Source organism: Mycobacterium appelbergii (genome assembly GCF_032883035.1).
Taxonomy (GTDB): domain Bacteria; phylum Actinomycetota; class Actinomycetes; order Mycobacteriales; family Mycobacteriaceae; genus Mycobacterium; species Mycobacterium appelbergii.
On sequence record NZ_JAMQTH010000008.1, the window covers coordinates 215,103 to 227,795 of the forward strand.

At 66.5% G+C, this 12,693-nt stretch carries 13 protein-coding genes; 12 read left to right on the forward strand and 1 reads right to left on the reverse strand.

Annotated features, from left to right (window positions below):
- Positions 1-19 precede the first annotated feature (19 nt).
- The 6 genes from M1247_RS19955 (at position 20) to mutM (ending at position 4,097) form a co-directional block, all read left to right on the forward strand.
- The gene (locus M1247_RS19955; protein WP_317158113.1) at positions 20-448 is read left to right on the forward strand and encodes a nuclear transport factor 2 family protein; all 429 of its coding nucleotides are present in this window, start codon (positions 20-22) and stop codon (positions 446-448) included.
- 48 nt (positions 449-496) lie between these two features.
- A complete protein-coding gene (gene coaD, locus M1247_RS19960; RefSeq protein ID WP_317158114.1) occupies positions 497-973 on the forward strand; it encodes a pantetheine-phosphate adenylyltransferase in 477 nt (158 codons plus the stop codon).
- Between the two features lie 175 nt (positions 974-1,148).
- Positions 1,149-1,886 carry a cell division protein SepIVA gene (sepIVA, locus tag M1247_RS19965; protein WP_317158115.1) on the forward strand — a complete coding sequence of 246 codons (738 nt, stop codon included), beginning with the start codon at positions 1,149-1,151 and terminating at the stop codon, positions 1,884-1,886.
- A gap of 58 nt (positions 1,887-1,944) precedes the next feature.
- Positions 1,945-2,547, forward strand: a complete 603-nt coding sequence (locus tag M1247_RS19970) for a YceD family protein (protein ID WP_317158116.1) — start codon at positions 1,945-1,947, stop codon at positions 2,545-2,547.
- Positions 2,544-3,236 (forward strand): ribonuclease III, encoded by a 693-nt coding sequence (gene rnc, locus M1247_RS19975; RefSeq protein ID WP_317158117.1) that lies wholly within the window; start codon positions 2,544-2,546, stop codon positions 3,234-3,236. The genes M1247_RS19970 and rnc overlap by 4 nt, the downstream gene beginning before the upstream one ends.
- Positions 3,237-3,242: 6 nt before the next feature.
- Positions 3,243-4,097 carry a bifunctional DNA-formamidopyrimidine glycosylase/DNA-(apurinic or apyrimidinic site) lyase gene (gene mutM, locus M1247_RS19980; RefSeq protein ID WP_317158118.1) on the forward strand — a complete coding sequence of 285 codons (855 nt, stop codon included), beginning with the start codon at positions 3,243-3,245 and terminating at the stop codon, positions 4,095-4,097.
- Here mutM and M1247_RS19985 read toward each other — a convergent pair whose 3' ends face one another.
- Positions 4,098-4,784, reverse strand: coding sequence for an Rv0361 family membrane protein (locus M1247_RS19985; protein WP_317158119.1), 687 nt, complete (start codon positions 4,782-4,784; stop codon positions 4,098-4,100).
- A gap of 128 nt (positions 4,785-4,912) precedes the next feature.
- Here M1247_RS19985 and M1247_RS19990 point away from each other — a divergent pair, with 128 nt between their 5' ends.
- The 6 genes from M1247_RS19990 to M1247_RS20015 all read left to right on the forward strand — a co-directional run bounded on the left by M1247_RS19990 (position 4,913) and on the right by M1247_RS20015 (position 12,654).
- Positions 4,913-5,320, forward strand: coding sequence for an OsmC family protein (locus tag M1247_RS19990; protein ID WP_317158120.1), 408 nt, complete (start codon positions 4,913-4,915; stop codon positions 5,318-5,320).
- Positions 5,317-5,604: an acylphosphatase gene (locus tag M1247_RS19995; protein WP_317158121.1), complete on the forward strand. Its 288-nt coding sequence runs from the start codon at positions 5,317-5,319 to the stop codon at positions 5,602-5,604. Before M1247_RS19990 ends, M1247_RS19995 begins: the two co-directional genes overlap by 4 nt.
- Positions 5,605-5,630: 26 nt before the next feature.
- Positions 5,631-9,218, forward strand: a complete 3,588-nt coding sequence (smc, locus tag M1247_RS20000) for a chromosome segregation protein SMC (RefSeq protein WP_317158122.1) — start codon at positions 5,631-5,633, stop codon at positions 9,216-9,218.
- 169 nt (positions 9,219-9,387) lie between these two features.
- Complete coding sequence (ftsY, locus tag M1247_RS20005) at positions 9,388-10,737, forward strand: signal recognition particle-docking protein FtsY (RefSeq protein WP_317158123.1); 1,350 nt, start codon at positions 9,388-9,390, stop codon at positions 10,735-10,737.
- Between the two features lie 195 nt (positions 10,738-10,932).
- A complete protein-coding gene (locus M1247_RS20010) occupies positions 10,933-12,282 on the forward strand; it encodes an ammonium transporter (RefSeq protein ID WP_317158124.1) in 1,350 nt (449 codons plus the stop codon).
- A 33-nt stretch (positions 12,283-12,315) separates the two neighbouring features.
- Entirely contained in the window at positions 12,316-12,654 is a 339-nt protein-coding gene (locus tag M1247_RS20015) for a P-II family nitrogen regulator (protein ID WP_099025406.1), read from the forward strand.
- Positions 12,655-12,693: the final 39 nt, after the last annotated feature.

The window sequence follows — 12,693 nt, forward strand, 5'->3', positions numbered from 1 at the left end:
CAGGAAGGCAGGAACTGATATGGCTCGGCCGGTTTCATCGACAAGCGACGAGCAGATCGCGCACATTTTCACCGCCTGGGATGAGGCGTTGGGCGCCAAGGACATCGATGCCGCGATGGCGTTGTATCGAGCCGATGCGACGCTGGAGAGTCCGTTGGTCTGCCACCTGCTCGGCACGGACGAGGGTGTGATCCGGGGTCGGGAGGAGCTCAGGAGTTTCGTCGCCAAAGTGTTCGCCCACCAACCCGCCAAGCGGCGTCGGCATCGAGCCGGGTTCTTGACCGATGGGGCTCACCTTGTGTGGGAATACCCGCGCGAGACACCGGACGGCGAACAGATGGACATCGTGGAGGTGATGGAGATCAAAGACGGGCTCATCGCCCGGCACCGCGTGTACTGGGGTTGGGTGAGCGTGGGAATGCTCACCAGCGGCGAGCATTCGAGCTAGGGCGGCGTCGCGCGTCCCCGTGCGGGCGGGCATGTAGCCTCTTCAGCCATGAGCGGCGCCGTCTGCCCGGGATCGTTCGATCCGGTCACCCTTGGACATCTCGATGTCTTCAACCGTGCCGCTGCGCAATTCGACGAGGTCGTCGTGGCCGTGCTGGTCAACCCCAACAAGAAGGGCATGTTCACCGTTGACGAGCGCATCGAGATGATCGACGAGTCGACGCGCCATCTGCCCAACCTCAGGGTTGAATCCGGTCAGGGCCTGGTCGTCGACTTCGCCAGATCCCGCGGGCTGACGGCGATCGTCAAGGGACTGCGCACCGGCACCGATTTCGAGTACGAGCTGCAGATGGCCCAGATGAACAGGCACGTCGCAGGGGTGGATACGTTCTTTGTGGCGACCACGCCGCAGTATTCATTCGTGTCGTCGTCGCTGGCCAAGGAAGTCGCCACGTTCGGCGGTGACGTGTCCGAGCTACTGCCCGAACCGGTGAACCGTCGGCTCCTGGAGAAGCTCGGCCGTTAACCGGGGCCGAATCTGCGATTGTTTGCGCGTTTGCGCCGGAAATTCGACCGCGGGCCCACGTTGAGTAGCGTGACTGTGATGGATGCCAGGTGGCGACACACCGGCTGCGCTCCGTAGTCACAGGCGTAACACCAGGCACACTAGTAACGACCGACTACGCCTGGAGGGTATTGCCGTGTACCGAGTTTTTGAAGCGCTCGATGAGCTGGGTGCCATTGTCGAAGAAGCACGCGGCGTGCCGATGACTGCCGGATGCGTGGTGCCCCGCGGCGACGTGCTCGAGCTGATCGACGATATCAAGGACGCCATCCCCGGCGAACTTGATGACGCCCAGGATGTGCTCGACGCCAGGGATTCGCTGCTACGTGAAGCCAAAGAACATTCCGAGTCGGTGATGTCGTCGGTCAACGCCGATGCCGACGGCATGCTCAACCACGCCAGGAGCGAAGCTGACCGGTTGCTGGCTGACGCCAAGGCGCAGGCCGACCGGATGGTTGCCGAGGCCCGCCAGCACACCGAACGCATGGTCGGAGAAGCGCGCGAAGAGGCCGCGCGCGTGTCGACCGCGGCCAAGCGTGAGTACGAGGCCAGCACGGGCAGGGCCAAGGCGGAAGCCGACCGGCTCATCGAGAACGGCAACCTGTCGTATGAAAAGGCCGTGCAGGAAGGCATCAAGGAGCAGCGGCGTCTGGTGTCGCAGACGGAGATCGTCTCGACCGCGAACGCTGAGTCGACCCGGCTCATCGACGCCGCACATGCCGAGGCGGACCGACTGCGCGGTGAATGCGACATCTACGTCGACAGCAAACTCGCCGAGTTCGAGGATTTCCTCAACGGGACCCTGCGCTCGATCGGCAGGGGCCGCCATCAGCTGCGCACCGCCGCAGGAACGCACGACTACGCCACCCGCTGACGGCATCGGCGGCGCACGCGTCAGAATTTTGCTGAGCCACCGGTCGTAGGATTGCTGCATGGCGACGCATACGAGCGCGGGCAGGCACCGCCGGTCACAATCGCCGTTGGTGATCAATATTTCCGGGCTGGGCCGGCGGCCCGGCACGATGATGACCCATCATGAGACGGTTCCCAGTCCGGCGCGAATCGGTCTGGACCTGATCGCCATCGAGCAGGGCGCACCGCTGGAGCTGGAGCTGCGCCTGGAATCGGTATCCGAAGGTGTCCTGGTCACCGGGACGGTGGCAGGGCCGACCGTCGGCGAATGCGCCCGGTGCCTGACCGCCATCACCGGCGACGTGGAGATCGACCTGACCGAACTGTTCGCCTATCCCGACAGCACCACCGACGAGACCAGTGAATCCGACGAGATCGGCCGGGTCGACACCAGCGGGCAGGCCGATACCGTCGATCTGGAACAGCCCATCGTCGACGCCGTCGGGATGGCGCTGCCATTCGCACCGCTCTGCCGTCCGGACTGCGCCGGCTTGTGCCCGGAATGCGGGGTCCCGCTGGCCACTGCCGAGCCGGACCACCACCACGACCAGATCGACCCGCGCTGGGCGAAACTGGCGCAGATGCTGCCCACCGACGAGGACAAGGCCGGGGGCGGTTCATGACCGACTCGCACACCGAACTGCTCAAGGCGTTGGGCGTGGTGCTCTCCGAGGAACTGCTGACGATCGCACTGACCCACCGCAGCTACTCCTACGAGAACGGCGGGCTACCCACCAACGAGCGCCTGGAGTTTCTCGGTGACGCGGTGCTGGGGCTGACCATCACCGAGGAGCTCTATCACCGTCACCCCGACCGGTCCGAAGGTGACCTGGCCAAGCTGCGGGCCAGCATCGTCAACACCCAGGCGCTGGCAGACGTCGGCCGTGGGCTCACCGACGGCGGTCTGGGCGCTCACCTCCTGCTGGGGAAGGGGGAGGAGAGCTCGGGTGGCGCCGACAAGTCCAGCATCCTCGCCGACGGCGTCGAATCCTTGCTCGGGGCAATCTATGTGGAGCACGGACTGGTTGGCTCGAGGGAGGTGATCCTGCGCCTGTTCGCCGACCTGCTCGACACTGCGCCGACGCTGGGCGCCGGTCTGGACTGGAAGAGCAGCCTGCAGGAACTGACCGCAGCCCGAAACCTCGGGGCGCCGTCGTATGTGGTGACCTCCACCGGACCAGACCATGACAAGGAATTCACCGCCACCGTGGTGGTCGGAGAGGTCGAATACGGCCGCGGGGTCGGCAGGACCAAGAAAGAGGCCGAGCTCAAAGCCGCCGCGGCGGCGTGGAATGCGCTCGACGATGCGTGAACGCCGATGCCCGAACTACCCGAGGTAGAGGTCGTCCGCCGGGGGCTCCAGGAACATGTGGCGGGCAGATCCATCACCGCGGTACGCGTGCATCATCTGCGGGCGGTGCGGCGGCACGAGGAAGGGCCCGCGGACCTGACCGCCCGGTTGCTGGGTGCGCAGATCACCGGCACCGGGCGACGCGGCAAATACCTGTGGCTGACCCTTGACGGCGGTGAAGCCCTGGTCGTGCATCTCGGGATGAGCGGCCAGATGCTGCTCGGGTCTGTCCCGAATGAGAACCATCTACGCATTGCGGCCATGCTCGACAACGGCACCACACTCAGCTTCGTCGACCAGCGCACGTTCGGCGGCTGGCAACTGGCTGAGATGGTCGCGGCCGACGGCACCGATGTTCCGCAGCCGGTCGCGCACCTGGCGCGCGACCCGCTCGACCCGCACTTCGATCAGGACAGTGTGGTTACGGTGTTGCGCCACAAGCATTCCGAGATCAAGCGCCAGCTGCTGGATCAGACCGTGGTGTCGGGGATCGGCAACATCTACGCCGACGAAGCCCTGTGGCGGGCACGGGTGAACGGGGCGCGGCAGGCGGCGTCCTTGCCCCGACGGCGGCTGGCCGAGTTGCTCGACTCCGCCGCCGCGGTGATGACCGAAGCGCTCAACCAGGGCGGCACGTCATTCGATTCGCTCTATGTCAACGTCAACGGTGAATCCGGTTACTTCGAGCGGTCATTGGATGCCTACGGCAGGGAGGGCGAGCCCTGCCGTAGGTGCGGTGCGCCGATGCGCCGCGAGAAATTCATGAACCGATCGTCCTACTACTGCCCGAAATGCCAGCCGCGGCCCCGAACTCAGCGCTGATCAGGGCATCGAGGGGAATCCCGGCATATCGCTCATGCAGAACTTCCATTCCCCACTCTCCTTGCGGAAATACATCTTCCCGGCGCCGGCGCGGTTGTCGATCCGCGCGGTGGCCTTGTCACCGTTGACGTCGATATCGCCGATCGTCGTCGAGGTGTCCTGTTCCTGCATCGGAATGTCGATCGAACCGAGATCTCCCACGGAGTCGAGCAGTTTCCGGTCTGCCGTGCAGAAATAGGGCAGCGCGTCGGAAAGGTCAGCGCTGGCGTTGGAGGAAGCCTCCTCGAACAACTGCCGGATCGCATCCTCGTCACTCGACGAGCCGGCCTGGTCCGAGACCGACCCGGAGAACGCGAACACCACAGCGCCCATCACGACGACCAGAACCACCACGATCGCGCCGATGATCCACAGCCACTTACCGTTTCCACCGCTCGGCGGTACCGGTTGTGGGTAGGGGTAATAACCCTGCTGCGGTGCGCCATACCCGTACTGCTGCTGCGGGGCTCCGTATTGCTGCCCGTAGGGCTGCCCGTACTGCTGCTGCGGTGGGCCGTACGGCTGTTGCGGGTCCGGGTACTGCTGCGGGGCGCCGTACTGGGGCGGATACTGCTGCGGCGGAGGTGGCTGCTGTGGCTGCCACGGACCGTCGGGCCCGGGTGGCGGATAGTTCGGCGGGTAGGTCACTGTGCTCCTCGGCAAATTGCGGTAAGCAATTCTATCGCCCACAGGGGATGTGGCGTCGGTGCGAAACCCGATGTCCGCCCGGATCGGTGCGGGATTGCCGGCGAGCGGCGACGTGTAGAAATACACCCATGACCGAACTCTGGGTTGAGCGCACCGGCGTGCGCCGCTACACCGGGCGCAGTTCCCGCGGAGCGCAGGTGCTGGTCGGCAGTGAAGACGTCGAAGGCGTGTTCACCCCCGGTGAGCTGATGAAGATCGCGCTGGCCGCCTGCAGCGGGATGTCCAGCGACCAGCCACTGAGCCGGCGTCTCGGTGACGACTACCCGGCGACGATCCGGGTCGCCGGTCCGGCCGATCGGGAGCAGGAGCGCTATCCGCTGTTGGAGGAGAAACTCGAGGTTGACCTCTCCGGGCTGTCCGAAGCCGAGGTGGCCAGGCTGTTGACCGTTGTCGAGCGCGCCATCGACCAGGTCTGCACGGTGGGCCGCACGCTCAAGTCGGGCACGGAGGTGAAGTTCGAGGTCACCCCGACATGACCGGGCCGGACCCTCATGTTCGCCTGAGCGCCTGGGTGCACGGTCGGGTGCAGGGCGTGGGGTTCCGGTGGTGGACCAGGGCGCGGGCGTTGGAGCTGGGGCTGACGGGGTTTGCCTCGAACCGGCCCGACGGCCGCGTGCACGTCGTGGCCCAGGGCCCGCGCGAGGCGTGTCAGCGATTGCTTGACCTGCTGCAGAGCGGGGAAACCCCAGGTGCGGTGGACAACGTCGTCGCAGATTGGGTCGAACCCGACGCCCCGATGACGGGGTTTCACGAACGGTAGCCGACTCGGCGGTAGGGTTTGACGTCGTGCACCTCAAGAGTCTGACGCTGAAGGGATTCAAGTCCTTCGCCTCGCCGACGACTCTGCGCTTCGAACCGGGCATCACCTGCGTCGTCGGGCCCAACGGGTCGGGCAAATCCAATGTCGTCGACGCGCTGACCTGGGTGATGGGTGAGCAGGGCGCCAAGACGTTGCGCGGCGGCAAGATGGAGGACGTCATCTTCGCCGGCACCTCGTCGCGGGCGCCGCTGGGGCGTGCCGAGGTCACGCTGACCATCGACAACTCCGACAACGCGCTGCCCATCGAGTACTCCGAGGTGTCGATCACGCGGCGCATGTTCCGCGACGGCGCCGGCGAGTACGAGATCAACGGCAGCAGCTGCCGGCTGATGGATGTACAGGAATTGCTGAGCGACTCGGGCATCGGTCGCGAGATGCACGTCATCGTCGGACAGGGCAAGCTCGCCGAGATCCTGGAATCGCGACCCGAGGATCGCCGTGCGTTCATCGAGGAAGCCGCCGGGGTGCTCAAGCACCGCAAGCGCAAGGAAAAGGCGGTCCGCAAGCTCGACTCGATGCAGGCCAACCTGGCCCGATTGACGGACCTCACTACTGAGCTTCGGCGTCAGCTCAAGCCGCTGGGCCGGCAGGCCGAGATGGCCCGGCGCGCGCAGACCATCCAGGCCGATCTGCGCGACGCGCGGCTGCGGCTGGCCGCCGACGACCTGGTCACCCGCCGGACCGAGTTCGAGAACACCAACAAGGCCGAGACCATGCTGCGCCGTGAGCACGACGAGGTGTCCGCCCGGTTGCAGAGCGCCACGGTGGAACTCGATGCACACGAGGCGGCGGTGACCGAGCTGACCGAACGCGCCGAGGCTGCCCAGCAGACCTGGTTCCGGTCCTCGGCCCTGGCCGAACGCGTGAGCGCCACCGTGCGGATCGCCACCGATCGGGCGCAGTCTTTCGAGGCCGAACCTGAAGTGTCCTCCGGGCGCGATCCCGAGGAACTGGAGGCCGAGGCCGAGCAGATCGCCGAGTTGGAACAGCAACTACTCGACGAACTGGCCGAATCGCGAACCCACCAGGAAGCGGCCCGCGCCGAACTGGCCGAACTGGAGCGGGTGGCCGCCGAGGCGGAACGCGCACACCTGGCCGCGGCCCGTGCCGAGGCCGACCGGCGGGAAGGGCTGGCCCGGCTGTCCGGTCAGGTCGACACCATGCGCACCCGCGTGGAGTCGATCGACGAAGGCGCGGCCCGGTTGACCGTCAGCATCGAAGAGGCCGCCGCCAAAGCCCAACAGTCGCAAGCAGAATTCGAGACCGTGCAGCGCCGGGTCAGCGAACTCGATGCCGGCGAGGTGGGCCTGGACGACCACCACGACCGCACTGTGACGGCGCTGCGGCTCGCCGATGAGCGCGTCGCCGAACTGCAGGCCGCCGAACGCGCCGCCGAACGTCAGGTCTCCTCCCTACGCGCGCGCATCGAGGCCCTTGCGATGGGGCTCGACCGGCGGGACGGCTCCGCATGGCTGGAGAAGAACCGAAGCGACTCAGGGCTTTTCGGTTCGGTCGCCAAAATGCTCAAGGTGCGGCCCGATTACGAGGTGGCCATCGCAACTGTGCTCGGGGCCGCCGCCGACGCGGTGGCCGCCGAGAACTTCACCGCGGCCGCCTCCGCGGTCGCGGCCCTCAAGGAATCCGACGGCGGCAGGGCAGCGATCCTGCTCAGCGACTGGCCTGCCGACTCGCCGCCGCCCGCGACGGCACTGCCGGGCGGTGCGATCTGGGCGATCGACCTGGTCACCGTTCCGGATCGGCTGCGTGGCGCGATCACCGCGATGCTCTCCGATGTCGCCGTGGTGTCCGATATGCCTGCCGGCCTGCAGTTGGTGTCTGCGCGGGCGGGTTTGCGCGCGGTCACCACCGAAGGAGATCTGATCGGTGCGGGCTGGATCAGCGGTGGCTCCGACCGTAAGCCCAGCACGCTGGAGATCACCTCGGAGATCGACAAGGCCCGCGCCGAACTGGAAGCCGCGGAACGGCAGACCAGTGAGCTGGGAGCGGCCCTGTCCGGCGCGTTGAGCGAGCAGTCGGCCCGCCAGGAGTCCGCCGAAGAAGCCCTGGCCGCGCTCAACGAATCCGACGCCGCAATCTCGGCGATCTACGAGCAGTTGGGCCGCCTCGGCCAGGACGCCCGCGCCGCGGAAGACGAGTGGCAGCGGTTGATCAGACAGCGTGATGAACTCGAAGCCGGGCACACCAAGACCATGGAGGAACTGCTCGAACTCGAGACCCGGCTGCACAACGCCGAGGAAACACCGACATTCGAGGCCGAACCTGTCGACCGGCAGGCATCGGTCGCCGCGGTTGAGGAGGCCCGCTCGGTCGAGGTGGAGGCCCGCCTCACCGTGCGCACCGCCGAGGAACGTGCGAATGCCGTTCGCGGCCGGGCTGATTCACTGCGCCGGGCCGCTGCCGCCGAGCGCGAGGCGCGGCTGCGCGCCCAACGCGCCCGGGCAGCCCGCGAGCACGCCGCGCGGATGGCTGCCGCCGTTGCCGAATCGGGGCGTCTGGTGGCCCAACGCCTGAGTGCTGTGGTGGCCGTGGCCTCGCGTACCCGCGACGAACTGAGCGTCGAACGCCAGCAGCGTGGGGCAGGCTTGGCCAAGGCGCGCGAAGAGGTGACCGCGCTCAGCGCGAAGATCACCGCCCTGACCGATTCGCTGCACCGCGACGAGATGGCCAAAGCTCAGGCGTCGCTACGCATCGAGCAGCTCGAGGCGCAGGTGCTGGAGCAGTTCGGGATGCCCACCGAAGATCTGATCGCCGAATACGGACCGCAGGTGGCGCTGCCACCGACCGAGCTGGAGATGGCTGAGTACGAACAGGCCCGTGAGCGTGGCGAGCAGGTCACCGCACCGGCGCCGCTGCCGTTCGACCGGCCCACCCAGGAACGCCGCGCCAAACGTGCCGAACGCCAACTGTCCGAGCTGGGACGGGTGAATCCGTTGGCACTGGAGGAGTTTGCGGCGCTGGAAGAACGCTACAACTTTCTGTCGACGCAACTGGAAGACGTCAAAGGCGCGCGCAAAGACCTGCTCGACGTCATCGCCGACGTGGACGCCCGCATCCTGCAGGTGTTCGCCGAGGCCTACGCCGATGTGGAGCGCGAGTTCGAGCAGGTGTTCTCCACGCTGTTCCCGGGCGGCGAGGGCCGGCTGCTGCTGACCAATCCCGCTGACATGCTCACCACCGGTATCGAGGTGGAGGCCCGCCCGCCGGGCAAGAAGATCAAGCGGCTCTCGTTGCTGTCCGGTGGTGAGAAATCACTGACCGCGGTCGCGATGCTGGTCGCCATCTTCCGTGCCCGCCCGTCACCGTTCTATGTGATGGACGAGGTCGAGGCCGCCCTCGACGACGTCAACCTCCGCAGGTTGATCAGCCTGTTCGAGCAACTGCGCGAACGGTCGCAGCTGATCGTCATCACCCACCAGAAGCCGACCATGGAGGTCGCCGACGCGCTGTACGGCGTCACCATGCGCGGTGACGGCATCACTACGGTGATCTCGCAGCGGATGCGCGGCCAGGAGCTGGTTTCCAACTCGGGCTAGCGCATCGCGGCCGGTATCCGGCAAAGCGAAGAATCGCGGATGTCTGTGGTGAATGCGATGTTCGTCGACTGCGCGGAGGAATTCCGGGGTCCTCTTCAGCTACCTGTCGTCGGGTGAGGGGACAGTTGGGCGACGGGGCTGGTCGGCGGGCGGCGATACCCCTGAGACAATGGGCGTCGTGACAGATGGTGCGTTGATAGGTTTGTGGATCGCAATCGCGGTCGTGGCCGTTCTCCTGGTGACTGCGGTTGTGGTCGGTCTGGTGCGATACCGCCGCCGGCGGATCAGTCTGTCGGAGGCGGACACCCCGACGGGAATCGACCGCTCTGGTGGGTATACGGCATCCTCGGGCATCACGTTCAGCCAGTCGACTGCCCCGTCCGCCGAGCGCATCGACACCGGCGGGCTGCCTGCGGTCGGTGATGACGCCACGATCCCGCGTGATGCGCCCAAGCGCCCCATCGCCGATGTGCAGCTGCCCGACCTGTCCGAGACCGTGGCCGAGCCGCAGGTCCCGCCGGCCCCTCCGGAACCGGAAGTGCCTGCGCCGCCGGCCGAGCCTGTTGCCCCGCCCAGCGCCCCCGCCGTCGAGGAGATCGCGCCGAGCGAGGGCCGGCTGGACCGGCTCCGCGGTCGGCTGTCCAAGTCCCAGAACGCACTGGGCCGCAGCATGCTCGGATTGCTCGGTGGTGGCGACCTCGACGAGGATTCGTGGGAGGCGGTGGAGGACACGCTGTTGATCGCCGACCTTGGGCCCGTCGTCACCGAATCCGTTGTCACCGCGCTGCGCTCGCAGATGGCCAGCAAGGGTGTGCGCAACGAGTCCGACGCTCGCGCGGTGTTGCGCGAGGTGTTGGTGTCTGAGCTGCGGCCCGAACTGGACCGCTCCGTCAAAGCGCTACCGCATGCCGACAAGCCGTCGGTGATGCTGGTCGTCGGGGTCAACGGCACGGGGAAGACCACCACCGTCGGGAAGCTGGCCCGGGTGCTGGTTGCCGACGGCCGCCGCGTGGTGCTGGGCGCTGCCGACACCTTCCGTGCCGCTGCGGCCGATCAGCTGCAAACCTGGGCGTCGCGCGTCGGTGCCGAGGTGGTGCGTGGCGCCGAGGGCGCGGATCCGGCGTCGGTCGCGTTCGACGCGGTCGATGCGGGTGTCGCAGCCGGTGCCGACGTCGTCGTCATCGACACCGCGGGGCGCCTGCACACCAAGACCGGACTGATGGACGAGCTGGGCAAGGTCAAACGGGTGGTGGAAAAGCGCGCCACGGTCGACGAGGTGCTGCTGGTGCTCGATGCGACGATCGGCCAGAACAGCCTGCCGCAGGCCAAGGTGTTCGCCGAAGTCGTCGACATCACCGGGGTGGTGCTGACCAAACTCGACGGCACCGCCAAGGGTGGCATCGTGTTCCGGGTCCAGCAGGAACTGGGGGTGCCGGTGAAGCTCGTCGGCCTCGGTGAGGGCCCGGACGACCTGGCCCCGTTCGAGCCGGGCGCGTTCGTCGACGCGCTGCTCGGATAGCGCCCCGATAACCGGGTTCGACAGCCGTTTACGACCCGTTTCGGCGTCGTGGGCAAGCGGGAAACACAGGTGTAACAGCGATCCGGATTGCGTTCACTTCGACGAAACGTAACCGCATCACCCACGAAACGCCCGCAATCGAATCTCAACGGGAGGCCGATCCGTCGGCACACTTCCCAAGGAGGTTCACTCAAAGTGGTCTTAGCCCTACCTGACGAATCGTTCGCCGTGTTCGACAGCGGCGATACGGCGTGGGTGCTTGCGAGCGCCGCGCTGGTGTTGTTGATGACGCCCGGCCTCGCGTTCTTCTACGGCGGTCTTTCTCGGCAAAAATCTGTGTTGAACATGATGATGATGTCCTTCGGCGCGCTGGGCATCGTCAGCGTCATCTACGTGCTGTGGGGCTACTCGATGTCCTTCTCCTCAGCGCACACCGGCCAGTCGGACATCGCAGGCATCTTCGACAACCCGTTCTCGTTGTTCGGGCTGAGCCAACTGCTGGAAACCCGGGAGATCGGCGGTGCCGAGCTGCACGTGATCGGCGGATTCGGCTCTGTCCCGGCCATCGTGTGGGTCGCGTTCCAGCTGACATTCGCGGTGATCACTGTGGCGCTGATCAGCGGTGCGCTGGCCGAGCGGGTCAAGTTCGGCACCTGGCTGGTCTTCGCGGGCGTGTGGGTCACCCTCGTCTATTTCCCACTGTCGCACATGGTTTGGGGTGGCGGTCTGTTGTCGGCCAACGCGCGCGGATTTGCGGCATGGCTGTTCGGGACCACCACCGGTGACGACGGCACTGCGACCGCCACCGTGGCGCCGATCGACTTCGCGGGCGGCACCGTGGTGCACATCAACGCCGGTATGGCTGCATTGGTGTTGGTGCTGCTGATCGGCAAGCGGGCGGGGTTCGGCAAGATGGCATTCCGCCCGCACAACATTCCGTGGGTGATGCTCGGCGCCGCGCTGCTGTGGTTCGGCTGGTTCGGATTCAACGTCGGTTCCGAAGGCGCCGCGGATGCCACCGCCGGTCTGGTGTGGGTGAACACCACCGCCGCCACCGCGGCCGCCATGCTGGGATGGTTGGTGGTGGAACGCATTCGTGACGGCCATCCGACGAGCGTCGGAGCTGCCTCGGGCATCGTCGCCGGCCTGGTGGCCATCACCCCGGCGTGTGGTGCGCTCAGCCCGATCGGATCGTTGTTCCTCGGCGCCATCGCCGGGGCGCTCTCAGCGCTTGCCATCGGACTGAAGTACAAGTTCGGCTACGACGATTCGCTCGATGTCGTTGGCGTGCACCTTGTTGCCGGCCTGTGGGGAACCATCGGCATCGGCTTCTTCGCCACCGAGACGGGGCTGTTCTACGGCGGCGGTATCAAGCAGTTGGTTGTGCAGTTTGTGATTGCCGCCGTGGCAACCGCGTTCACCGCGGTCATGACTGCAATCATTGCGTTGGCCCTCAAACCGCTGGGCTGGCGTGTCACCGAGGAAGATGAGGCCACCGGCATCGATGAGACCGAGCATGCGGAAACGGCTTATGAGCTCGCCTGATCGGGAACAATTGTCCTGGAAGGGATGGAATCTATGAAGCTGATCACTGCGATCGTCAAGCCGTTCACACTGGAGGATGTCAAGACGGGACTGGAGCAGACGGGCATCCTCGGTATGACCGTCAGCGAGGTTCAGGGTTACGGCCGCCAGAAGGGCCACACGGAGGTCTACCGGGGCGCTGAGTACTCGGTCGACTTCGTGCCCAAGGTCCGGGTGGAGGTCGTCGTCGACGATTCTGCGGTCGACAAGGTCGTGGACGTCATCGTGCAGGCGGCGCGGACCGGAAAGATCGGTGACGGCAAGGTGTGGGTGAGCCCGGTCGAGACCGTGGTACGGGTGCGCACCGGCGAGCGGGGGACCGACGCGCTCTAGCCGCACGCCGACGGAGGACACCGACGACAGTCCTCCGGC